The sequence below is a fragment of the Streptomyces sp. NPDC024687 genome (genome assembly GCF_055559055.1).
Genome location: NZ_JBVHLJ010000001.1, coordinates 553,827 through 576,720 on the forward strand (window position 1 = coordinate 553,827; position 22,894 = coordinate 576,720).

At 72.4% G+C, this 22,894-nt stretch carries 17 protein-coding genes; 4 read left to right on the plus strand and 13 right to left on the minus strand.

What is annotated here, in order from left to right; all coding sequences use genetic code 11:
• Window positions 1-8 precede the first annotated feature (8 nt).
• The 3 genes from ACZ39I_RS02440 to ACZ39I_RS02450 form a co-directional block, all read right to left on the minus strand.
• Entirely contained in the window at window positions 9-1,535 is a 1,527-nt protein-coding gene (locus tag ACZ39I_RS02440) for an APC family permease (protein ID WP_467241969.1), read from the minus strand.
• A gap of 114 nt (window positions 1,536-1,649) precedes the next feature.
• Complete coding sequence (locus tag ACZ39I_RS02445) at window positions 1,650-2,243, minus strand: hypothetical protein (protein WP_467241971.1); 594 nt, start codon at window positions 2,241-2,243, stop codon at window positions 1,650-1,652.
• Between the two features lie 453 nt (window positions 2,244-2,696).
• Window positions 2,697-3,368 (minus strand): STAS domain-containing protein, encoded by a 672-nt coding sequence (locus ACZ39I_RS02450; protein WP_467241973.1) that lies wholly within the window; start codon window positions 3,366-3,368, stop codon window positions 2,697-2,699.
• A 343-nt stretch (window positions 3,369-3,711) separates the two neighbouring features.
• On the opposite strand from ACZ39I_RS02450, the gene ACZ39I_RS02455 reads away from it, so the two are divergent.
• On the plus strand, window positions 3,712-4,641 hold the full coding sequence (locus tag ACZ39I_RS02455) for an anti-sigma factor RsbA family regulatory protein (RefSeq protein ID WP_467241977.1): 930 nt from the start codon (window positions 3,712-3,714) through the stop codon (window positions 4,639-4,641).
• Window positions 4,642-4,798: 157 nt separating this feature from the next.
• Window positions 4,799-5,677, plus strand: coding sequence for an alpha/beta fold hydrolase (locus tag ACZ39I_RS02460; protein ID WP_467241980.1), 879 nt, complete (start codon window positions 4,799-4,801; stop codon window positions 5,675-5,677).
• 543 nt (window positions 5,678-6,220) lie between these two features.
• Here the strand turns inward: ACZ39I_RS02460 and fxsT are convergent.
• From fxsT to ACZ39I_RS02485, 5 genes are all read right to left on the minus strand, one after another.
• Entirely contained in the window at window positions 6,221-10,141 is a 3,921-nt protein-coding gene (gene fxsT, locus ACZ39I_RS02465) for an FxSxx-COOH system tetratricopeptide repeat protein (RefSeq protein WP_467241983.1), read from the minus strand.
• Complete coding sequence (locus ACZ39I_RS02470; protein ID WP_467241985.1) at window positions 10,138-11,466, minus strand: TIR-like protein FxsC; 1,329 nt, start codon at window positions 11,464-11,466, stop codon at window positions 10,138-10,140. Before ACZ39I_RS02470 ends, fxsT begins: the two co-directional genes overlap by 4 nt.
• Before the next feature lie 89 nt (window positions 11,467-11,555).
• The gene (locus tag ACZ39I_RS02475) at window positions 11,556-12,269 is read right to left on the minus strand and encodes an AAC(3) family N-acetyltransferase (protein WP_467243298.1); all 714 of its coding nucleotides are present in this window, start codon (window positions 12,267-12,269) and stop codon (window positions 11,556-11,558) included.
• A gap of 56 nt (window positions 12,270-12,325) precedes the next feature.
• Window positions 12,326-14,515, minus strand: a complete 2,190-nt coding sequence (fxsBH, locus tag ACZ39I_RS02480) for a radical SAM/SPASM protein FxsBH, inactivated beta-hydroxylase extension form (RefSeq protein ID WP_467241987.1) — start codon at window positions 14,513-14,515, stop codon at window positions 12,326-12,328.
• Window positions 14,516-14,672: 157 nt separating this feature from the next.
• Window positions 14,673-14,837 (minus strand): hypothetical protein, encoded by a 165-nt coding sequence (locus tag ACZ39I_RS02485; protein ID WP_467241990.1) that lies wholly within the window; start codon window positions 14,835-14,837, stop codon window positions 14,673-14,675.
• 202 nt (window positions 14,838-15,039) lie between these two features.
• On the opposite strand from ACZ39I_RS02485, the gene ACZ39I_RS02490 reads away from it, so the two are divergent.
• On the plus strand, window positions 15,040-15,954 hold the full coding sequence (locus ACZ39I_RS02490) for a DUF4231 domain-containing protein (RefSeq protein WP_467241992.1): 915 nt from the start codon (window positions 15,040-15,042) through the stop codon (window positions 15,952-15,954).
• Between the two features lie 22 nt (window positions 15,955-15,976).
• Here ACZ39I_RS02490 and ACZ39I_RS02495 read toward each other — a convergent pair whose 3' ends face one another.
• The gene (locus tag ACZ39I_RS02495) at window positions 15,977-16,477 is read right to left on the minus strand and encodes a hypothetical protein (RefSeq protein ID WP_467241995.1); all 501 of its coding nucleotides are present in this window, start codon (window positions 16,475-16,477) and stop codon (window positions 15,977-15,979) included.
• A gap of 315 nt (window positions 16,478-16,792) precedes the next feature.
• On the opposite strand from ACZ39I_RS02495, the gene ACZ39I_RS02500 reads away from it, so the two are divergent.
• Window positions 16,793-17,422, plus strand: a complete 630-nt coding sequence (locus ACZ39I_RS02500; protein ID WP_467241997.1) for a ScbR family autoregulator-binding transcription factor — start codon at window positions 16,793-16,795, stop codon at window positions 17,420-17,422.
• A gap of 67 nt (window positions 17,423-17,489) precedes the next feature.
• Here ACZ39I_RS02500 and ACZ39I_RS02505 read toward each other — a convergent pair whose 3' ends face one another.
• The 4 genes from ACZ39I_RS02505 to ACZ39I_RS02520 all read right to left on the minus strand — a co-directional run bounded on the left by ACZ39I_RS02505 (window position 17,490) and on the right by ACZ39I_RS02520 (window position 22,847).
• Complete coding sequence (locus tag ACZ39I_RS02505; RefSeq protein ID WP_352383545.1) at window positions 17,490-18,527, minus strand: rod shape-determining protein; 1,038 nt, start codon at window positions 18,525-18,527, stop codon at window positions 17,490-17,492.
• Between the two features lie 176 nt (window positions 18,528-18,703).
• Complete coding sequence (locus tag ACZ39I_RS02510; protein ID WP_467242001.1) at window positions 18,704-20,479, minus strand: carboxyl transferase domain-containing protein; 1,776 nt, start codon at window positions 20,477-20,479, stop codon at window positions 18,704-18,706.
• The gene (locus tag ACZ39I_RS02515; protein WP_467242005.1) at window positions 20,472-21,917 is read right to left on the minus strand and encodes an acyl-CoA synthetase; all 1,446 of its coding nucleotides are present in this window, start codon (window positions 21,915-21,917) and stop codon (window positions 20,472-20,474) included. Before ACZ39I_RS02515 ends, ACZ39I_RS02510 begins: the two co-directional genes overlap by 8 nt.
• 57 nt (window positions 21,918-21,974) lie before the next feature.
• Window positions 21,975-22,847, minus strand: a complete 873-nt coding sequence (locus ACZ39I_RS02520) for an ATP-grasp domain-containing protein (protein ID WP_467243299.1) — start codon at window positions 22,845-22,847, stop codon at window positions 21,975-21,977.
• Window positions 22,848-22,894: the final 47 nt, after the last annotated feature.

Here is a 22,894-nt window from a genome sequence, read left to right on the forward strand (position 1 = left end):
ACAGGCGGCTACGCGCCCGTCGCCGCCCTGCGCGTCGGCCTGCCCAGCGCCCAGAACAGGACGCCGAGGAGCATGAACCCGAGCAGCGGGAGCGCCTCGGTGAGGAGGTACTTCACCCGCTCGCCGTGATGCCAGCCGTCCGGTGCGTAACCCTCGCCGAACCAGTGGTCGCCGAGGCCCGGCGCGACCAGCTGCACACTCGCGAAGAGGACGAGTGCGGTGAGGACCACGCTGATGGCGAGGGGCGCGGGTGCTTTGTACGGGCGGGGCACGCCCGGGGCCTTGTACCGCAGTACCGCGAGCGCCGGGAAGATGCCCAGGTAGCTGACCAGGGTGGTGGAGATCGCCAGGCCCAGGACCGCGCCGAAGAGCTTCGCCGCGCTGCCCGAGGTGAGTTCGTGGGCCAGGACCAGCACGGCCGTGGAGACCAGACCGCTGAGGATGTTGACGCGGACCGGGGTGCCGAAGCGGCTGGAAATGACCCCCAGGAAGCGGGGGGCCGCGCCGTCGTAGCCGGAGACGGCGAGGGCGCGGTCGGAGCCCATCACCCAGGTCACACCCGAGGAGAGCACCGTGAGGATGAACAGGATCGCGGCCAGGTCCCCGAGCGCGCTGCCGGCGCCGCTGAGGGTGGCGGTGCCGTCGCCGGCGACATGGCCGCCGTAGACCGTGAAGACCTGGCGGATGGCGTCGATGAAGCCACCGAGACCGGTGATCGCCTTGACGGGCAGCACGAGCAGGATGCCGAGGATCGGCAGGGCGTACAGGAGTACGGAGAGGGCGGCGCTGCGGAAGACGGCGTACGGCACGTCCTTCTGGGCGTCGGTCATCTCGTCGCCCGCCGTGCTGGGCAGTTCGAAGCCGACGTAGTTGAACATCAGGACGGGCACCAGGGCGACGAAGCCCGCGTACGTCGGGGAGAAGTCACCGAGTCCGAATCCGTGCAGGCCGTGCCGGACGCCGTAGACGACGACCGTGGCGGTGAACAGGCCCAGCAGGAGGAAGCGGCTCCACGCGCCGATGGTGGGGATCCACTTGCCGACGTCGAAGGAGAGGATCGCGGCGAGGACCCCGATCCACACGAAGGCGAGCGTGAAGACGTAGAAGGCCGGGGTGCTCAGGTCCTTGCCGTCGTGGAAGAAGGTCGTGTACGCCGTGACGGCGGAGACGGAGAGGGTGCCGCCGAGCCAGACCGGATTGGTGATCCAGTAGAGGAAGTTGTTGACCGCGCCGGCCAGGCGGCCGAAGGCCCGGCTGGTCCAGATGTAGGGGCCGCCCTCGTCGGGGAACGCGGCGCCGAGTTCGGCGGTCAGCAGGGCCGAGGGGACGAAGAACACGGCGGCCAGCACGATGAGCCAGGTGAACGCCTCCGCGCCGGAGGAGGCCACCGTGCCGATGGTGTCCACGCCGACGATCGTGCACAGCAGGAAGAACAGGATGTCGAAGCGGCCGAAGTGCTTGCGCAGCTTCTCGCGTTCCGACCGGGCTGCCGACGGCGCGTCGGCCGGCTCTGAGGTGATGGGGCCAGCGGTCACCGGGGGCTCCTGCGGATGAGCGGGACAGGCGGAATTCGGCCAATGATCGGCGCCGCCCCACACACTCACAAGCGTTCATTGGGAAGTCTTGACCGGGTTTACCGAAAGAGGGCCCTAACCGTCCCGGAGCTCCGCGCGCAGGGTGTCGCGCAGTCGCCGCAGGTCGTCCGCGGGGCGGCCCAGGCCGTTGAGGCGCAGGCGGGCCGTCTCGGTGCGGTCGACGGGGCGGACGGTGAAGGCCAGGTTCATCGAGGCGCGCAGCATCCACAGGTCGTAGGCGAGCAGCCGGGCCGCGCGGGCCTGTGCGGCCACCAGGTCCGGGTCGGTGGTGCGCAGGTCCTGGAGGCGGGTGCGCAGCCGGTGCACGGTGATGCTCTGCAGCCCGCAGTCGCGTGCCGTCCCCCGTGATACCGGGCCCGGCTCGCCGCACGCGGCCACCGCCTCGTCGGCCGGACTCTGCGCGGCCACCGCCTCGTCCAGCACGGCGACGAGCGCCCGCAACTGGTCGGGGCGCGAGGGGCCGACGGGGGCGGGGCGCCGACGGGGGCGCAGAAGCGGGCCCAGGCGTGCCCCTACGGCGGAGAACTGCCGTACGGCCGAGAACTGCCGTACGGCGGCGAGCAGTCGGACGGCGGCGAGCCACCGTGGGACACCGGGCCCCCGCGCCGCTCGGGGCGCGGGCCGGTCCGGAGCTGTGCCTGTGCGCATGGCCCCTCCTGGCGTCCCTGGCGGCCCGGGCTCCCCCGGCAGGCCCTCGCGCGAACCGGCTTCCGGGCGCCGCGTCCCTCCAGTGTGCGCCTCGTGCGCGGCCCGGTGTTCCTGCGCTTCCTGCCGGACAAGGCGTGATCGGGCCTTCTCAGGGGTAGTTGTCCTCCCCCGGGAGTAGCGGAAGGCGGTGCGGTCGTCCCGGAGAGGCAGGGCAGGTGCCTCCGTGGGCACGATGTGCGGGCGGGTCTCGCAGACGAGGCTGGTCCGTGTCGGGGAACATGAATCCAGGCCCGAGGAGGGCGCCATGAACCGCCAGATCCGCGTTCGCGTCACCCGTCAACCCTCGTCCTCCCGTGACACCCGGCAGCCCGAGATCGACCGCCGGACCCCCTCGGGACGCCTGCTGCCGTACTGACGCCGCTCGGGACCCGGCGCTCCGGACCCGGCCGCCGGTCAGTTCAGACAGCGGTCGATCGCCCTCCGCAGCGCCTCGCGCAGCTCGGGCGGAGGCTGCGGGCCACCGCCCCCGGCGCCGGCCGTGACCACCGCGGCGACCTTGCGCAGCTTGGTGTTGGAGAGCTGTGACGCCTCCCGCAGGACGTTCCACGCCTCGTCCGGGGAACAGGCGTGGGTGGCCATCAGGACCCCGCGCGCCTGGTCGATGACCGGGCGGGTGAGGATCGCCTGCCGGAGCTGCTCGACCTCCGTGCGCAGCCGGTCCAGCTGCCGGGTGCGCTCCAGGACCACCGTGGAGGGCACCGGCTCGCGGCGCGTTGCGGGGCCGTGCAGCGGATCGTCGGGATCCAGACCGGCCATCTCCAGGACGCGGCGCGGCTGGTCGTTCCAGCCGGTCGCCGACACCCGTGTGCCACGGCGGCGGGCGTAGGTGTCGAGGACCTCCAGGAACTGCAGTCCCGTCGTGTCCATGAAGGTCACGCCGGTCATGTCCAGGTCGACCCGGTCGGTGTCGTCCGGCAGCCCGGCCAGGGTCCTGGCCAGGGTGTCCGCGCAGCCGTGGATCAGATCGCCGCGGGGGACGAGCACGGCCCTGCCCCCCTCCACGCTGCTGTCGATGGCCAGGGTGTCCAGCCGTCCTGCGAGCGATGTGTGTGTGGCTGAGCTCATGTCCGCCTCGCTGCTCCCCACAGTCGTCACGACGTTGAGTCACCGATCGCCGCCTGGATCCCGGCCCCGGCCGTGGGTGTGGCGGTGCGGGATCCGGCGGTGCTGGGATGCGCCTGCCCGGCGGGTCGGGGAGTACACCCGGCCCGCCGGGGCGTGGGGGCGCACTCCGGGGGTAAACGCGGTCTGGACCAGGTATCGACACGAGACGTTTCGGGAGGGGAGACGTATCGGAGGGTACGGAGTGGGTTCAGCAGTGGGGAGTCGGCGTGAGGACTGGGTACGAGGCACCACGGCGCCGTCGCCCTCGGGCGGGCGGCAACCCGGTGCGGCCGCTGTGAACGCCGTGGCCGAAGCCGCGGATCCGTTCGTGCATCCGGCGCTCTTCTACCGCGACGAGCGGGAGTACCTGGCCGCGGTCGTGCCGTTCGTGCACGAGGCGCTCGACGCCGGGGAACCTGTGGCCGTGGCCGTGCCGACCGAGAACCTGCGGCTGCTGAAGGCGGAGATCGGCGCCGAGAAGGCCGTACGGTTCCTCGACATGCGCGAGGCCGGGCGCAACCCCGGCCGGATCATCCCGGGGGTGCTGCGCGCCTTCGCCGACGCCCAGCCGCCCGGCACCCGGGTGCGGATCGTCGGCGAACCGATCTGGGCCGGCCGCTCGGCCACCGAGTACCCCGCGTGCGTCCAGCACGAGGCGCTGATCAACGCCGCCTTCCAGGGCCGTGCGGTCACCATCCTGTGCCCGTACGACACCCGGCGCCTGGATCCGCAGGTCGTCGCCGACGCCCACGCCACCCACCCCGTGGTCCTCGACGCCGGCTCCGGGCGCCGGGAGGAGAGCGGGCGGTACGACTTAGAGGGCGTGCACGCCCGCTACAACGCCCCGCTGCCCCCGGCCCCGGACGCGGCCGCCCACGCCTTCGTCTCCGATGTGCTCGGCGAGATCCGGCACTTCGCGTCCGACGCCGCCGAGCGGTTCGGGCTCGTGCGGCCCCGGCTCGACGACCTGGCGCTGGCCGTCGCCGAGCTGACCACCAACAGCGTGGTGCACGGCGGCGGTTCGGGTCTGCTGCGGGTGTGGGCCGAGGACGGGCACGTGGTGTGCGAGGTCCGTGACCGGGGACACCTCACCGACCCGCTGGCCGGGCGCCGGCCGCCCGCCCGGGACCAGCTCGGCGGCCGCGGCCTCCTCATGGTCAACCTCGTCGCCGACCTGGTGCGGGTGCACACCGGTCCGGACGGCACGACGGTCCGCTGCTGGTTCGCCTTCTGACGGCCCGCGCACCACGGTCACCGCAATGGCCGAACTGCGCCGGTCCTGTCGCCCCCACCCCTCCCTTGACCTGCGATTTCGTTTCGCCGTACGCCCGCGTGGGCAGGGTTCGGGCAGCGTGGCCCGGTCAAGGCCTCTGGTGGGGGGGAGCGCGACGGTGCCCGACCAAGTGTGTACGGCGGACGGACGACGGTTACGGGTGGAGGTCTCGGGGGATCCGCACGGACGCCCCGTGTTCCTCCTGCACGGCATGCCGGGCAGCCGGGTGGGACCCAAACCCCGCTCGATGTTCCTCCACCAGCGCGGCGCGCGTCTCATCAGCTACGACCGGCCGGGGTACGGCGGTTCGGACCGCATGCCGCGCCGCCGGGTGGCGGACGTGGCCCAGGACGTCGCGGACGTCGCCGACGCCCTTGAGCTGGACCGGTTCGCGGTCGCCGGCCGGTCCGCCGGCGCCCCGCACGCCCTGGCCTGCGCCGCGCTGCTGCCCGACCGGGTCACCAGGGCGGCGGCGATGGTGGGCTGGGCACCGCGCGACGCCGAGGGACTGGACTGGTACGCCGGAATGGCGCCGTCCAACGTCGCCGCCCTGAGCGCGGCCGCCACCGACCCCGAGCGTTTCGCCGCCGGGATCATCCCGCGCTCCGCCGCCATCCGCAGCGACCCCGCGCGCCTGCTGGAGGAACTGCGCGAGGACCTCACCGCCGACGACCGGCTGATCGTCTCGGACAACACCATCCGCTCGATGCTGCTGCGCAACTACCGCGAGGCGCTGCGCACTTCACCGTACGGCTGGATCGACGACGCCCTCGCCCTGACCGCGTCCTGGGGTTTCGACCCGGCGCGGATCAAGGTGCCGGTGCTGCTGTGGCACGGCAAGGACGACGTCTTCTCCCCGGCCTCCCACGCCTCCTGGCTCGCCGACCGCATCCCCCGCGCCACGGCCGTCCTGGAACCCACATCGGCCCACTTCGCCGCACTGAGAGCCCTGCCGGCCGTCCTGGACTGGCTCCTCACCGACACCCGAACGCGCTGAGGGCGGGGGCGTGGATGCATGCCTGCCCGGGTGCGCTGAGGGTGGGTACGTGGGCGTACGCGGGTGTGTTGCCCGGCCGAGTGCGTGCCCCTGCGGGTGCGCTGACGGGCGGGCCGTCACGCCGCACATGGCGGGCGGGGGGCGGAGGGGGCACGGTCACACGGGTGCATTGCCCCGCCGGGTGCGTGTTCGCGCGGGTCTGCTGACGGGGGGCGCGGCTACATGGGTGCATTGCCACGCGTGGCGCATGCCCCGGGGGGGGCTCCTCGGGCGCATGCCCGCGCGGACGCACTGAGGGTGGTTGTTGGCCCCTGCGGGTGTGTTGCCCGGCCGGGTGCGTTCCCGCGCGGAACGCTGCCGGGCCGGTGGGCCGCCACGCCGTGCGTGTTCGCGTACGGGCGCGCGGCTACACGGGTGCATTGCCCCGCCGGGCCCATGCCCAGGCCGGTGAGCCGACCGGCGGGGTGCCGTCACCCCCCCGTGGGGCCGGTGTGTCGGCGTTGTGGGCCCGGCGACCGGCGGTGCCGCCGCACCCGCGCTGGGTCACACCGACAGGGGCTCCAGGTCCCGGTAGATCCGTCGTTCGCGGCTTGCCAGCAGGGTGATGCCGTTGTCCTCTCCGAGCAGCAGGCGCAGTTCCGCCATCGCCTCCTCCCGTAGGGCCCGGGCCTCGCTGTCGCGGCCCAGGGCCCGCAGGGTGAGCCCCAGGTTGGTGACCACGGCGAGGGTCTCGGGGTGATGGCCGCCGAGGGCCTCGCGCAGCACCGGCAGCGCCGCCTCGTCCCGTTCCCGTGCCTCCTCGAAACGGCCCTGGTCGTACAGAACGTTGGCGTAGTTCACACTGGCGAACACGGCGTGCGGATGGTGCGCGCCCAGCACCTCCGCCATACGGGGCAGCACCTTCAGGAACACCGCCTCCGCCTCGTCCAGGTCTCCGCAGCCCCAGTGGAAGATCCCCAGGTTGTTCAACGCCGCCTGGGTGTACGGGTGGGCCTCGCCCGGCACCTTCATGTACTCGGCGAGCACCTCCCTGGCCACCTCGCGCGCCCGGTCCCGTTCGTCGGCCGCGAACAGGTCCGCCGCCAGGTTCAGTTCGCAGGCCAGCGAGTCGGGGGTCGGGGCCGTGTACTGGTCCTTGTACTGCTTGCGGGTCGCCTCGGTCAGCCGGCGGGCGTCCTCCAGCTGGCCGTTGCGGCGCAGCGACACCGCCAGGGACTTGGCGCAGCGCAGGGTGCCGGGAAACTCCTTGGTCAGGATCCGTTTGTGGGCCGCGTACGTGCGCGACAGGATCGACACCGACTCCGCGTACCGCCCGACCTCCCGCAGGTCGCGGCCGAGGCGTTCGGCCGAGGCCAGCGTGTACGGGTGGTCGGGACCGAGGACGGCCATGCGCCGGTCGAGCGTGTCCTGGTTGATGCCGCGTGCCTCGCCGTATTTGCCCACCATCTGCAGGGCGAGGGCAAGGTTGTTGGCCGCGCTGAGGGTGCGTCGGTGCGACTCGTGGAAGATCTCGCTGAAGCCGGCGTGCGCCTCCTTGGCCAGCTCGACCGCCTTGGTGTACTCGCCGAGCGCCGCCAGGTCGCTGGAGAGCCCGGACATGGTGGCGTAGGTGTGCGGGTGCTGCTCGCCCAGCTCCCGGCGCTGGCGCTCCAGCAGGTCCTCGCCGATCTCCCGGGCCTCCACGTAACGCCCTTGCGAGCGCAGCACGTTGGCGAGGTGGAAGCGCAGGTAGAGATAGTAGACGTCGTCCTCCCCGAGCACCGGCTTCCAGTCCTGGAGCAGGTCCTCCGCGAGGCGCCTCGCGGCCAGGAAGTCACCGCGTTTCCACTGGTAGCGGACCCGGTCGATGAGCAGCCTGCGGGTGTCGGGCTCACGGCAGTTGCGGGCGTCGGAGGCGGCCAGGTGCGGCCAGATGACGGCGAAGCGGGGCCAGGTGGTCGGGTCGTCTATGGGTTCGTCGCCGTCGGGCCGGGTGCCCGCCAGGACGGTGTGCACGGCGTGCCGGGCCTCCCGCTGCTTCTCCTCGGGCATCTGGGAGCGGATCACCGCCTGCACCAGCCGGTGCACCTGGAGGCTGTTGGTCTTCTGGTCGACCTTGGCGAGCGCGAACCGGCCGATCTCCCGGATGACCCGGCCGAGCAGCAGACTCTCCTGGAGCGAGGGGTCGTACGGCTTGAGTGCCGTGATCATCTCCTTGCTGTAGAGCAGTTGCTGGGAGATCGGCTCGGGCGCGAGGAAGGCGCACAGCTGCAGCAGCCGTACCGCCGCGGGTGATCGTTTCTCCAGCTGTTCGATCGAGACGTTCCAGGTCGCCGCGACCGTCCGCGGGTAGTCGGGCGGCTGGTTGAGGTCCAGGACCTCGGTGGTCTGGCGGGCCAGCTGCCGCAGGTAGTCCTCGATCGGCGTGGCGGTCTCGGCCAGCCAGGCCGCCGCCTGTTCGACCGCCAGCGGCAGATCGCCGACGGCCTCCGCCACCCGGTCGGCGTCCTCGGCCGTCAGGCCGCCCTCGGTGCGCCGGGTCAGGTGCTCGATGCTCTCCTGGCGCTCGAAGACGTCGATCTGCTGGGACGCCCCGTGCTGGGACCAGGCCTGGTTGCGGGAGGTGACGAGGATGTGCCCGCCGTCCCCGGTGGGGAAGTAGCGGGCCAGCTCCGCGGGATCGCCGGCGTTGTCGAAGACCAGGATCCAGCGCTTGGTCGGTAACCCCCGGGACAGCCGCTGCACGGCTTCCTGGCCGGCCTTCGTCATGTCCTCCTCGGTGCCCGTCGCGCCTATCAGCGGGGCGAGTTCGGCGAGCGAGGCGACGACGTCGTCGGTGTGCTCGGCGGACATCCACCAGACCAGGTCGTAGTCGGCCATGAACCGGTGCACGTACTCGATGGCCAGCTGGGTCTTGCCCACGCCGCCCAGTCCGAACAGCGCCTGCGGCTGCGGCGGCCCGGACAGCTCGCCCAGCTGGGTGCGGATCCGGTCCATGATCGGGGCCCGGCCGGTGAACGTCGTGTTGCGCTGCGGCGCGTTCCAGATGCCGGGGGTGATGCCGGGGAAGCGGGGGGCCGTCGGGCTGCTCTCCGCCTGCTGCAAAGGGAGTTCCAGCGCGCGCTGGAGCGCGGCCACGCACTCCGTCTCGTCGAGCCGGTGCAGGTCGGTGCACGGCTCCGGGAGCGGGACCTCCTCGACGCGCAGCGGCACCACCGAACCGCGGGCGCCGTCCGGGCTCCGCTCGCCGATGGCGCGCCAGACGGAGTCGGCGTACCGGGACTCCTGGAAGGTCTTCGACAGCAGCACCACGGTGTGGGCGGTGGTCTCCGCCGGCTCGACCGGGCCGGTGGAGATCTCGTGCAGCGTGACCTCGCAGCCCGCCCGCTTCAGGAGGTGCTCGACCCAGTCGGCCCACATCCGCTTCTCCGCCGCATACGCGACCACGACGTCGGCCACGCTGGTCAGTGGACGGCGCCTGAGGTACGCGTCCCGGCAGCGCAGCCGGAGCGGCTCGGGGATCTGCGGCAGCGAGGTGACCTCGCGGTCGGAGATGACGGCGGTGAGCCGCTCGAAGGCGGACAGCAGCGAGTTGGCGATGCCGCTCTCGTCGCCGACGGTGGCGAGCGTCTCCTCGTAGGCGTAGTAGGGGCGGTACGGGATCTCGACGCTGCCCCAGTAGGCGCTGAGTTCCTCCTGGCTCAGCGGCCGGCCGTCCGCCCCCTTGGGCAGCCCCTCGAACCGCATCCGGGCCAGCGCGCGACCGGCGTCGACCTTCTCCTTCTCGCCCTCGTCGATGCGCATCGGCACCGGCAGCACCCGTATCCGGCGCGGCCGGTAGCCCTCCTCGACACTGCGGGCGACGACCGCCGCGCCCTCCAGCGCCTGGTCGCTCAGGGTGAAGCAGTCCACCAGGACGTCGGGCATCTCCATGGTGCAGATGTCGGCGTTGTCCGACAGACCGGTGCGGCTGTCGATCAGCACGTAGTCGTACGTCGCCTTCATGCTGGCCCTGAGCGCCCTGAGGAAGGTGCCGCCGCCGAGGCGCTCGTAGAAGTTGTCCCACTCGAACGAGGTGACCGCCGCCGAGTAGGCCCGGTCCTGGCGGCCCGCGGAGAGGAAGTCCAGGGAGCCGCCCTCGGGGAAGTGCAGGTCGAAGCGCTCGGGGCGGATGGACACGGCGTGCTGCTCGACCTGGGCGTAGGGCAGGTGCCAGTCGTCGGGGCGCTGGGTTCCGGTGGTCGCGGCCCAGGCGTAGTCCTGGATGATGTTGATGACGCCCGGGGTCGCGGACAGCGCCTTGGGGTCGAGGAAAGGGTGGAAGAAGCGGTGCAGCCCCGGTGCCTCCAGGTCCCAGTCGACGGCGAGGACCCGTTTGCCGTTGGCGGCCAGGATCCAGGCGGTGTTGGCCAGCGCCATGGTGCGGCCCGTACCGCCTTTGTAGGAATAGAAAGTGATGACACGTCCGTCGCGCGGGCCCGTCATGCTTCTCCTCCGTGGTCGGGTCCGCCTTCCGGGTACGGCGGCTGGATGGGGCCCAGCAGACGGGGCCTGGGCACGAGCGGACCCGGCGGCGGATGGGCCTCCGCGTGTTTCAGGTACTGCCGGGTGGTGTGCGCCACGACGGTGGGCAGCACGTCGGTGAACGCCTTGAGCGTGGGGACGCCGTTGACCGCGCTACGGCAGTCGGTGCGTCTGCCGCGCTCGAGGAGCACGGGCAGCGTGCGCTCGAACTCCATGGTCAGGCGCTCTGCCTCGTCGCTGTGACACTGCACGTCGGCGCGGTTCCAGGGCACGACCGCGCTCACCCACGGCTGGGCCTGGGCGTCGAACGCCCTTAATCGGTGCCGCTGTTCCTCGTTCATCAGCGTCCAGCGGTCGACCAGCAGGATGCGCGGGCGGCCCGTCTTGCCGCCCTCCGCTCCGGGGTCGGCGGTGAGGGGGCCCTCGGTGTCCTCGTCGTCGAAGGAGGAGACCGTGGGCCGGTAGTCCAGCGAGCGGATCAGCTCCTCCGCCAGGGCGGGCAGCGGGCGCGTCGACTCGGAGTGGTACGGGTTCCAGTCCAGGGGGTCCTCGCCGTACGGGCGCGAGTCCCGGTCCGCGGGGACGCTGTCGAGGGTGGGGGCTGCCACCGTCAGATGGATGTGCCGGGGTTCCTCGCCGCGCGGCCGGAACGCGCTCGGGGTGGACTCGTAGTCGCGCAGCCGGCCCGGCGGCAGGGGTGACTCCTCGGCCACCTGGACGATGCGCTGGGCGAGGGTGAGGACGGTCTCCTCGTACTCGTCGCGCAGTCTGCTGAGCTTGATGAGCCCGTAGAAGCCGTTGGTCGCGTAACGGTCGCCGAAGGTCGTGCGGTCGAGGTGGATGTGACGTATGGAGTCCGGCAGTTGGTGGAAGTCGACGCGCGTCCACAGGGCCGGGACGATGGCGGACACCTCGCGTCCGCCGGCGGCCCTGGTGTGCAGGATGCGTTCGTTGAACGCGAACAGTTCCCGGCCGCACATCTCGCTGGTGAAGTAGCGCGGTGACAGCAGGGGTACGAAGACCCGGCAGCGGGCCAGGTTCTCGCTGAGCTTCCTCGGCCAGCCCACGCCGGAGCCCATCTCCCGGTCGATGAAGCCGACTTCGGCACCGGCGGGCAGGTCGGTCAGCGCCATGATGTGGTTGCACAGGTCCCGGTAGAGCTGGTGCACCCAGTGGTCGGGGTCGCCGCCGCCCGACCCCCAGGGCGGGGTGTGGGCGTAACTGAGGAAGAAATAGGGCTGCCCCGCGGCCGGGGCCTGCCCCCACTCCCCGTCAGGTATGTCCAACACGCCCCCCTGCGCGTCGATGACCCCGTGGCCCGAGCCACCTGGAACCGGAAGAACAATGTGCCCGACCGAGGGCCCGGGCGGTTCACTTAATTCAGGTCATTCCGGGAGCGATATCTGGACAGTTGATCGCATACGTCGTCGACGGCGGCCCTCATGTCGAAAAGCGTGACCGGCTTTTTGGCCCATTCCCGCCGTACGAGGAGTTCCTCCGGAAGCCGCGCGCCCGCCTTGGCGAAGTCGCTGTCGTCCAGGGTCAGATCCTCGTACGTGAACCAGTTTCCCTTGGTGCCCACCACACAGCGGTACCGCCGCCGGGGCGGTCTCGGGGTCATGCGGTACTCGGCGAGATGGAAGGCACTGCACACCTCGAACCCCACGCGCAGCAACAGCACTTGGGCGTCGGCGGCGTACAGCCGGGCGAGCGGTGAGCGCTCGCCGAGATGGCAGCGCGGGTCGTGCCCGGCGAGCAGCTCGCCCGCCCGCGGACCGATCGCGGCCAGCGAGGTCTGCGGGTGGTCACTGCGCACGGCCCCCGCAGTGGTCCGCACGCACTCGGCCAGCGCGCCCATCGACGGGCAGGGGGTGGCGTCCGGCACGAACGGAGGCATCGACGCACGGAACGCCTCGGCCTCCGCCGCACTCAGGTGCGCGACGAGGGCCCGGTGAGCACGGGAGGTGTCCGAGTTCTCGGGCGTGAAGGCGGGCACGACGAGCGTGCCGCGCGGCCCGAGGGCGTCGAGCAGGGCGTCACGGACCCGGGTGGGGGACAGGCCGGTACCGCTCAGGGAGGCGTGCACCATGAGGGGGGTGCCGGGGCGGACGGGCAACTCCGCCAGCAGGTCCTCCAGTTGGTTCGTCACGACCGCCCCGCGATCGCCGTCCACTCCTCGCGCAGCTCCGCGGCCAGTACCTCTCCGCTCTCGGTGAGGTCGTGGGACGGCAGTTCGGTCAGGGCGGCCAGGGCGCGTCCGGCCCGGGCCAGGGACTGCAGTCCCTCAGGGGTCTCAGGGCCCCAGTAGGCCACGCCTCCCAGGGCGTCGACGGCCTCGGTGAGCAACCGCCCTGCCTGGTTGCCCGGCACATGCAGATCGGTCGTCGCGCGCAGGGCGGCCAGCCGGGCCCGGCGCCCGAGGCGCGGCAACTCCCTGACGAACATGGTGGGTTCGAAGTCGACGGCCACACCGAGCCCGCCCAGACCGTCGACGGCGAGCCGCACCCCGGCTCCGGCGACGAGCGGGGTGACGGTGTCGACGCGCAGGGCGTTGCGGTCGTCGTCGGCCGCGGACCCCTGCTCCGCGCGGAGCTCGTAGGCCGTCCGCAACCGCTCGCGGAACGCGGCGAGCTCGTCCGGGTCCAGCGGGGCGGTGACGGGGGCCGGGTAGACCGCACGGCGGGGGTCGGCGTCGTCGATGAGCAGCGGCTCGGTGGCCGCCACCTTGAGAACCGTCAACGGTCGCCAGGCGTCGGTGGGTTGGTCACCGACGGTGAGGAGGGCCCCGTCGGCGGTGCGGACGTCGAGACCCCGCGCGCTCACCACGGCCTCCACCCGCCCCGGTGCGGGCAGGGTCAGGGTGCCCAGGGTCGGCAGGTCCAGCTCGCGGTCCGGCTGCTCCCAGGCGAGTCGCAACGGGGCGTGCGCGTGGACGGCGGCGGCCACGGCGGCGCGGGCGAAACGGGCGGCGGTGTTGTGTGCCGCCTCGGCATCGCGCAGGGCGGCCCGTAGGTAGGGGTGGGACAGCACCCGGTTGAGGTGCTCCGCGGTGCTCCGGTCCGCGTCCAGCCGGAGCAGTGCCAGCCAGGCCGCGTCCCAGTCGGGGTGTCCGGCCAGCCGCTCGTTGGCGTAGGCGAGGAGGGTCCGGTCCAGCGCCTGCCGGACGAACCGCAGGGCTTCGGGGTCCAGGACGGCGGGCGAGAGGGCGCGGTCGGTGATCCGCTCGGCGATCCCGTCGACCAGGGCGCGAAGATCGTGACAGAAAACCGACGGATTATCGAACTCACGTTCGCTGCTGTAGCGGTGGGCGTAGAGACCGCCACCGCAGGACTGCACGACCGGGCACTCGCGGCAGGTCTTCGACAGCCCGAGCAGACCGCGTTGCCGGGCCTGTACGCCGGGATGCCGGGCCACCTGCTCGAAGGTGTGCTCGTTGACGTGGTAGCCCGTGGCGGGGGCGCCGTCATAGGCCGTCTTGAGTGAGTCCACCTGCTCGAAGGAGCCGTCCGTCTCCACGACCGCCAGATCGGACGGGGCCAGGCCCATGGCCTCGGTCAGGCTGGGCCCGCCCCGCAGGGTGCTGAGCACCGAGTCGAAGGTCCGCACCCGCACCTTGCGGCCCTGTTCCGTCCAGCGGTCGAACACGGCGAGCAGCCAGTCGGCGTACGGGGTCGCCGAACCGGACGAGCCGCGCGGCGGCGGGGTGTCCCAGGTGGAATGGGGCAGCAGGTAGTCGATCCGGGGCGGCGACAGAGCGGACAGCGTGTCGTGCACGACGACGGGATCGTTCGCCACGTCCACCGTGCAGAGCAGTCCGCCGAAGAGGTGCCGGTACTCCTCGGTGCGCAGCAGGTCGATCGCGCGCAGGACGCGGTGGTAGCTGCTCCGGTACCTGCGGTCGAGCCGGTGCCGGTCGTTGGCCGCCTGGTCGCCGTCGAGCGAGACGCTCACGAGGACGCCGTACTCCCGGAAGACGTCCAGGTGACGGCGGCTCAGCTGCAAGCCGTTGGTGTGGATCTTCAGCTCGAGCTCGGTGACGCCGGCCAGTGCGGAACTGAATTCGGCGCAGATGGACCGCAGTCGGGCGGGACCGGCCAGCAGGGGCTCACCGCCGTGCAGGATGACGGTGACGGAGGCGAGGTCGTGCTCGCGTGCGTACGTGGCGAACCGTGCCGCGGTCCGACGGACCGTGTCCTGATCGATGACGACCGGGCGGGTCTTCCAGCTCTTGTCCGCGTGCTCGTACACATAGCAGTGGTCGCACGCCAGATCACAGCGACTGTGGATCTTCAGGACGAGTTGCTGGAGTGGGTGGTCCCCCGGAGAAACGGTCACTTAGCACACGCTACCGCGCGCCGTCACCCCCGCACGCCCTGAATCGGCCAATTGGGCTACCGCACACGTGTGTTGTGGTATCAGGGACCCGAATCCCGGGCGGATCGACCGCGCGCCGTCGTGGACGGAGCGCGCGGTCGCGGCCGGACTGTCCGCCCTACAGTGCGGAGTTGAAGGGTGTGGGACGCCTTCCCGGGCCACCCGTGACCCGGTCGGCGGCCTTCGTCGTGGCAGAGGAGTCGATCGCACCCAGCGGGGTGTGCTGACCGTGGGGGGCGGAACCGGCGGCCGTCGCGCGTTCCGTGACCGTCTGAGCCTTCATCTGTCTGATGTCTCCTTCCAGGGGGCCGGCATGTCCCCGGCCCACTGGGACCAGAGGCCCACTGTCGGATGCGCACCATGAGACAGAGACAACCCGGTTTTAGGCGGACGATACCTCAGCTGTCGGGCTCCGGAGCATGGCTGGGGGGCGCGTGCGCCCGCATACTCGGATGTCCGGGGGAGCCTGTTGTCGGGGGTGGGCCATGAGGGTCGGTATTCCGGGGCCGGGTGGCACGTGGAACGACGACGACCTCCCCCCGCTGTTCCGCGTTAACGATCAACTGGCGATCACCCATCAGGGTGAATCCTTCCGCGCCGTCCGTGCCCAGTTGGTCGTCCTGCTGGCGGCCACGACCTCGGCCATGCTGGCCGAGCGCCTGGACAGCCATGTCCCGGCGCTCCTGGCCGCGCTGCTGTACGCCCTGACCATCGGCATCGGTCTGCACACCACGCGCCGCCGTGCCCGCGCACGCTGGCAGGCCCATCGTGCCGTCGCCGAGATGCTGAAGTCCCTGGCGTGGCAGTACATGGTGCACGGGGGCATCTTCCACTCCCAAGTGGCCAACGCCGACGCGCTGTTCGCGGAGCGGGTCGAGGAACGGCTCAGGGAGATGCGCAAGGTGGGCTGGGAGGACTCCAGGAACGGCGCCCACGCCCGTGGCGAGGGCCAGATCACGCCGGTGATGCGGCGGGTGCGGGCGAAGCCCTTCGCGGTGCGGCGCGACGTCTATCTGCGCGAGCGGCTCATGGAACAGCACGCCTGGTACCGGCGTCGTGCCGCGCAGGCCCACCGCGCCTCCGTGCAGTGGTCGTCGGTGACCGCCGTACTGACCCTGCTGGCCCTGCTCGCCGCCGTGCTCAGGGCGGCCAGGATGCTCGGCGGATGGGACCTGACCGGGGTGTTCAGCGCGTCCGCGGCGGCCGGGGTGGCCTGGCAGGAGGTGCGCAGGCACCGGCCCTTGACCTACGCGCACTCGCTCGTCGAGCAGGATCTGGAGACCCTGCGGGTCGAGATGAGCACGACCGTGACCGAGGACCGGTGGGCCCTGGCGGTGGCGGAGGCGGAGCGGCTGGTGTCACCGCAGCACTCGGACTGGCTGGGCCGGTTCGGTAGTTGACGGGCAGTCAGGAAACGTGCCGTCAGGGCTCGCGGCGCACGTCCGGCTCCCACAGGACGGTCACCGGGACGCCCGTCCGGCGCGCGTAGGCCACCACGTCACCGGTGCCTCCCGGGCCCCGGGCCGGGAGCCCGTCCCACACGGCGATCAGACGGTCGCAGTGGTCGACGATCCAGCGGCCCGCCGCGAAGTACGCCTCCTCGTGCGTCGGCTCGGGCGGCAGCTGGACGCGGTGCGCGCAGGCGCCGAGGATCCTGCGGTACCCGGCGCGTGCCGCGTCGTCGTCGAGGTGGGCCTCGTAGTCCATGCCCGGGATCACCGCCGTCACCGGGACACCGCTCTCCATGGCGATGTCCGCGAAGATCTGGTCGGCGCCGGCCGCGAGACAGGTGAAGGCATCCAGGGCGCCGCCACCGAGCTGTCTGCGCATCTCCGCCCGTACGCCCGGCAGGACCGGTCCGGGGATGGAGCGGTGGCCGGTCACGCCGATCCGGGTGACGGAGACAGGAGCCGGCGCGGTCACGCTGGGACGCCTTGCGGCCTGTCGGGTCGTCGCGGTTCCGCTCGTCACAAGAGAGCCTCCCCCAGCCGTCGGAAACTACACCGTAGCGCCACCGGCGGGGAGCATGCAGGGGCGCACCTGCTCACACCGGGCTCGTCGGACGCGGTCCGCCGAAAATCGTTTGGCGCCGTGAGTGCCGGGAGAGGGATGGTGCGACCCCGTCCCGCCCGGCGTGCGCGCCGACGACTCCCCAGTACCAGTCGGTTGGTTTCCCGTGGAGCCGGGAAGACAAACTGATCACCAGAGCTCGTCGTGACACAGGCAGGGGTGGGACGCATGGCCAGACAGGAACGCGCGGAGGTCACTCGGTCGGCCATCCTCGACGCGGCGGCCCGTGCCTTCGACGCCGACGGGTACCACGGGACATCGCTGGGGGACATCGTGAAGGAGGCCGGGGTGACGAAGGGTGCGCTGTACTTCCACTTCGGCTCGAAGGAGGAGCTCGCCCAGGCCCTCGTCGACGAGCAGTTCTCCGCCCTGGAGTCCGTCACGGACACGGGCAGGCCCGGGGTGCAGACCGTCATCGACATCGTGCACTCCATGGCCCGGCGGCTGGTGGCGGACGTCCGGGTGCGGGCCGGCATCCGGCTGGTCGTCGACCAGAGCTCCAGGTCGGGCATCGTCAGCGAGCCGTACACCCGGTGGATCGAGCTCTTCCGGGAGTGCCTCGTCCAGGCCCAGCAGCGCGGGGACGTCAAGGCGGACCTCGACCCCGGGCGGGTGGCCCGGCTGATCGTCGGCTCCTGGACCGGACTGCAGCTCAGCTCCCAGGTCCTCAGCGGGCGGGCCGGCCTGACCGAGGAGACCACCCACATGTGGGAGATGCTGCTGCCGAGCATCGTGCCGCCGCGCCGGCTGGAACGGTTCCGCCCCGAGGGCACGGCGCTGGTGCCCGAAATGGTCTGACGGAGTCTGGCGGGGTCTCATGGGGGCGCGTGAAGATCTCCGTGGCGGCTGTCGCGCCCGTCGTGCCTCAGGTGGCCAGCGGGTCGAGCGACATCGGCTCGATCCGGCCCTCCAGCATGTACCCCAGTCCCTGTACGGCGCAGACGTCGGGCCGCTCGGCGATGTGCACCGGCATCCCGGTGGCCTGCCGCAGCATCTGGTCGAGCCCGGGGAGCAGGGCGGAGCCGCCGACCATCATGATCCCGCGGTCGGCGAGGTCGGCCACGAGGTCGGGCGGGCAGTTGCGCAGCACCCGGCCGATGCCGTCGAGCACGGCGGTCAGCGGGGTCTCGATCGCGTCCCGTACGGCGGCGGTGTCGACCCGCACGGAACGGGCCAGGCCGGTGGCGACGTCCCGGCCGTGGATCTCGGTGGAGGCGGGGCCCTGCGGGGTGAGGCCGTTGCCGGAGAGGGCGAGCTGAAGCGGTCGTACGGACTGACTGGGCAGCATCAACTCGTGCTCGTGACGCAGGTGCTGGACGATCGCGTGATCGACGGCCTCGCCGCCCACCGGGACGCGCTCTGCGGTCACGATCGACCCGAGCGAGAGCACGGCGACCTGCGTGGCGGCGGCCCCGCACACCATGATCATGGTGGCCTCGGGGCGCTCGACGGGCAGTCCGCAGCCGACGGCGGCGGCGATGAGGGTGTCCACGAGCTCCACGCGCCGCGCCCCGAGTCCCACCAGGGTCTCGATCGCCGCGCGCTGGGCCAGCGGGTCGGCGTCGTGCGGGGTGCAGGCGGCGGCCCGCAGGCGGGGCTTGCGGCGCAGATTGCGGCGGATCTTGTCGCCGAGGAGGTGGCGCAGCATCCGCTGGGCCATCTCGATGTCCACGACGGTGCCGCCGGAGACGGGCCGTACGACGCGGATGTAGTCGGGGGTGCGGCCCGTCATCTTCTCGGCGAACTCACCGACCGCGATCAGCGCGCCGGTACGGGTGTTCACGGCGGCGGCCGACGGCTGGTCGACGACGAGTCCGGCCCCCTTCACGTACACCCGCGTCCGCGCCGCGCCCAGGTCGACGGCGAAGTGGCAGCGGCGCAGCTGCTCCAGACTGGCGGTCATGGAGGTCCTCCCGAGAGCACAGACCGTGGGCCCCGCCGGGTGGCGGGGCTTAGTGGCATCGTGCGGGGGTGGGGGAGGGGGCGCCTTTATTAGGGGGCCGGGTGGGGTGCGGCTGAATGGGGGTTTCTGTCGTTTATGTCTTATGCAAGCTCCCCGTAAAGGCGGGTGATGTGAAGTCAGGGGGCCGGGGGTCTCTCATGACCGAGGTCTTTCTCGGGTAGCGCGACCACCCCGAGCTCCGCCAGATCCTGCGGCCGGATCCGCAACTGGTCCGCCGTCGACTCGGCCTCCTCCGGTGCTCGCTTCAGGATCGCCGCGGCCAGTTCCGGTGCGATGACGGAGAAGTAGCTGTCCGGTGTGGCGTACGTGGCCTCGGGTGCCGCCAGGGCGAGGGCGCCGCCGGAGCCGCCCTCGCCGATGAGGAGGGTGGTGATCGGGACCCGGGCGGAGGCGACCGTGGTGAACAGGTCGGCGATGGCCGCACCCGCGCCCTGGCGTTCGGCCTGCGCGTCGTTGGCCGCGCCCGGGGTGTCCACCAGGGTGAGCACCGGGATGCCGAGCCGGTCCGCGAGGCGGATCAGACGGGCGGCGGTGCGGTAGCCGGCGGGCCGGGTCGCCGTGCCGGTCTGGGCGGCGTAGGCGATGGTGCGGCCCTCGCGCTCACCGAAGCCGCACAGCATGCCCCGGTCGGTACCGCCGCAACGGTCACCGGACACGGCCGCGCGGTAGGTGAAGTAGGCGTCCAGGTACGCCTCCGCGCGCGGGCGCTCGGCGGAACGGGCCCGACGGACCGCGTCCCACCCGGTGAGGGGAAGGTCGGTCGCGCCGAGCGGGTCCGGGACGGGGGCAGGCTCGACGGGCAGCGCGGGGGGCGCCACGCGGGATGCGTACGGGGGCGCGGGGGCGGTGCCACCGGGCACCGACCACTCGGGGACGGGCGCCGCGTCGGCGGTACGACTGTGTGCGGTGCCGTCGCCGGGTGTGCTCGGCGGGGTGGCGGTACTGCTGTCCGCGGTGCCGTCGTTGGGTGTGCTCGGCGGAGTGGCGATGTGACCGTGCGCGGCTCTGTCGCCGGGTTCGCTCGATGGCGTGGTCGTGTGACCGTGCGCAGTGCAGTCGCCGGGTCCGCCCGACGCCGTGGCGGTGCGACTGTCCGCGGCCCTGTCGCCGGGGCGGCCCGATGGCGCGGCGGTGCGACTGTCTGCGGTGCCGTCCCCGGGGCGGCCCGATGGCGTGGCCGTGCGACCCTCCACCGTCCCGTCGCCGGGGCCTCCGCTCGACGGTCGCGCCAGCAGGCGCAGCCACCTGCCCAGCGTCTCCCGCAGTGCTTCCGGCCGTACGACCGCGTCCGCCGCGCCCGCCGCCACCTGTGCCTCCGCCGTGTACGCCGTCGGGTCCGCGTCCGGAGGCCGGACCCGGGAGCCCGCGAAGCCGACCTGGGCGCCGGGGAGGGCGAGGATCACGTCGGCGCCCGCGCCCAGGGTGGCCCAGCCGCCGCCCGTGGTCGGGTCGCGCAGTACCGCGATCTGGGGGAGGCCCGCCGCCCGGGTGAGAGCCGACTCGCGGGCCACGCGCTGGAGTTGGGTCAGGGCGAGCATGCCCTCCTGCATACGGCTGCCCCCCGTGGCCACCAACGGGACGACCGGCAGGCGGTGTTCGCGGGCGTACCGGTACGCCGCCTCCAGCCGGTCACCGGTGCGTTCGCCCAGCGAACCGCCGAGGAAGCCGAACTCGAAGGCGATCAGGACGGCCCGGGTGCCCTCGACGCGCGCGGTGCCGCAGATGACCGACTCCTGCTCGCCGGTACGTTCGGCGGCGCGGGCGCGCGAGGCGTCGTAGCCCTGCCAGGCGAGCGGCCCGTTGGGCCTCGACTGCCGTGCGGGGTAAGGGATTTCGGAGAAGTCGTCGGTGAGCAGCGCGACCGTCTCGCGGGCGGACAGACGCTCAGCCATGAAGGGCCCGCTTCATGATCTTCCCCATGTCGTTGCGGGGGAGGGAGTCGAGGTGGTGGACGACCCGGGGCCGCTTGTGCGGGGCCAGGCGGCGGGCCACATGGTCCGCCAATTCGTCGAGCGACGGCGGCGCTTGAGGGTCCGCCGCGACGATCCACGCCACGATCCGCTCGCCCAGGTCCGGGTCCGGCTCCCCGGTCACCGCCGCCTCCCGCACCCCCGGGTGCTCAAGGAGCGCGTTCTCGATCTCGCCCGCCCCGATCTTGTAACCGCCGCTCTTGATCAGGTCAGTGGCCTTCCGGCCGACGATCCGCACGTACCCGTCCGCGTCCCGCACCGCCATGTCCCCCGTACGGAACCAGCCGTCCGCCGTGAACGCGGCCGCCGTCGCGTCCGGCCGGTTGAGGTACTCGGTGAACAGGTTCGCCCCGCGCACCTGGATCTCGCCCACCGTCTCACCGTCGTACGACGTGATCGGCGCCCCGTCCTCCTCCACCAGCCGCAGCTCCACACCCGGCAGCGGTACGCCCACGGTCCCGGCGCGCGGCTCGCCGTCCGCACGCACACTCGTGTTCATCAGGGTCTCCGTCATGCCGTAGCGCTCGACCACCCGGCGCCCGGTCGCGGCCGCGATGCGCTCGTGGTCGTGCACCGGGAGCGCCGCCGAGCCGGAGACGAGGAGACGGGCACCGGCCAGGGCCCGCACCAACTCCGGTTCCTCCGCCAGGGTTTCGGCGATGCGGTGGTACATCGTGGGGACGCCGAAGAGCATGGTCGCGCCGTCGTTCAGCTCACGGGCGACCCCGTCCGTGCTGAAACGGCCCAGGTGACGGACCGAACCGCCGCGCCGGAGCGGGCCGAGGACGCCCAGCACCAGGCCGTGCACATGGAACAGGGGCAGGCCGTGCACGAGGGTGTCGTCCGACGTCCACTGCCAGGCGTCGGCCAGGGCGTCCAAGGTGGTGGCGACGGCCCGGCGGGGGAGTACGGCGCCCTTCGGGGGGCCGGTGGTGCCGGAGGTGTAGACGACCAGGGCGGGGTCGCCGTCCTGCGCCGAATTGCCGGGGGCGGGCTCGCCCGTGGCGTGCACGTCGATGTCGATGCGCGCCAAGTCGCCGAGGGCAGAAGGGAGTTCGGCGCCCGGCGCGGCGAGCAGAAGGCCCGGCGCGCTGTCGCCCAGGATGTGCCCCAGCTCCTGCTCGCCGGACTTCGGGTTGAGCGGCACCGCCGCGACACCGGCCTCCAGCGCCGCCACCACGGCCACCGCGGTCTCCAGCTCGGCGGTCGCCCAGACGGCCACCCGGTCGTACCGGGCGAGGCGGCCGGCCAGGGCACCGGTCGCGGCGGAGAGTTCCGCGTACGTCAGGGAGCGGTCACCGAACCGCAGGGCGGGACGGTCCGCCGCGGCACCGGTCAGGGCCGGGAAGAGAGAGGACACGCGTCGTACTCCTTGACTGTCGTTGCTGCTCGGGGTGCGGTCGGGAGCCTGCCCGGTCTACCGCCGGGCGGCCGCCAGCACCGCATCCACCACCGGCCGCAGCGACTCCGGGTGCAGGAACAGGAAGAGGTTCGGCTCGACCAGCTCGAGTTCCATCACCCGCGGCTGCCCGTCCTCCCCGTCGACGAGGTCCACGCGCGCGTACAGCAGCTCCGGCGCGTCCGGTACGGCGGCCAGGGCGCGCTCGGCGACGGCGCGTTCGGCCGGGGTCGGCGTCCAGGGCTCCAGACCCGGATGGGCGACCTTCGTGGCGTCGAAGGCCGTACCGGGAGCGAGGACGGCGCGCTTGCGGCTGGCGTGCAGCAGCCGGCCCCCGAAGAACTGCAGCGCCCGCTCACCGCCCGCGTCGATCGCCCGCATGTACGGCTGCACCATCGCGGTCAGCCCCTCCGCGTGCATGCGCTCCAGCTGCCGTACGGCACTGTCGTGCTGGTCCGGCGTGTAGCGCGCGGCGTACCGCGCGCCCGCCCCGGACGTGGGCTTGACGACGTACTCGTGGTCGCCGGGCAGGTCGACCGGGTCGCCGGGCGCGAGATAGCGGGTCGGCACCACCGGCACCCCCGCCTCCGCGAGCTCCCCGAGGTAGCGCTTGTCGGTGTTCCAGCGCACGACCTGCGCCGGATTGGCGAGCCGTGTCACCTTGCCGCACCGCTCCGCCCACGCCACGAACTCGGCCGCCCGCCAGGTGTAGTCCCAGGTGGACCGGATGACGGCCAGGTCGTAGCCGGCCCAGTCGACGTCACCGTCGTCCCAGAACACGGCATCCGCCTCCGCTCCGGCCTCGCGCAGCGCCGCCACCAGCACGGGCAGGTCGGCGTCCTTGCTGGGCTCCGGGTGGGGGTCGTAGGTGACGAGGGCGACTCGGGGCACGGCGGGGTCCTTTCCCATGGAGGCTCGTTCCGCAGGCTAACCGCAGC

Bases quoted from the DNA above. Each gene is read 5' to 3' on its own strand.
- ACZ39I_RS02445 (WP_467241971.1), bottom strand. From the start codon at position 2,243: ATGCGCACAGGCACAGCTCCGGACCGGCCCGCGCCCCGAGCGGCGCGG.
- ACZ39I_RS02485 (WP_467241990.1), bottom strand. From the start codon at position 14,837: ATGAAGGCTCAGACGGTCACGGAACGCGCGACGGCCGCCGGTTCCGCC.
- ACZ39I_RS02505 (WP_352383545.1), bottom strand. From the start codon at position 18,527: ATGACCGCCAGTCTGGAGCAGCTGCGCCGCTGCCACTTCGCCGTCGAC.
- ACZ39I_RS02510 (WP_467242001.1), bottom strand. From the start codon at position 20,479: ATGGCTGAGCGTCTGTCCGCCCGCGAGACGGTCGCGCTGCTCACCGAC.
- ACZ39I_RS02450 (WP_467241973.1), bottom strand. From the start codon at position 3,368: ATGAGCTCAGCCACACACACATCGCTCGCAGGACGGCTGGACACCCTG.
- ACZ39I_RS02500 (WP_467241997.1), top strand. From the start codon at position 16,793: ATGGCCAGACAGGAACGCGCGGAGGTCACTCGGTCGGCCATCCTCGAC.
- ACZ39I_RS02490 (WP_467241992.1), top strand. From the start codon at position 15,040: ATGAGGGTCGGTATTCCGGGGCCGGGTGGCACGTGGAACGACGACGAC.
- fxsT (WP_467241983.1), bottom strand. From the start codon at position 10,141: ATGACGGGCCCGCGCGACGGACGTGTCATCACTTTCTATTCCTACAAA.
- ACZ39I_RS02475 (WP_467243298.1), bottom strand. From the start codon at position 12,269: ATGGTGCACGCCTCCCTGAGCGGTACCGGCCTGTCCCCCACCCGGGTC.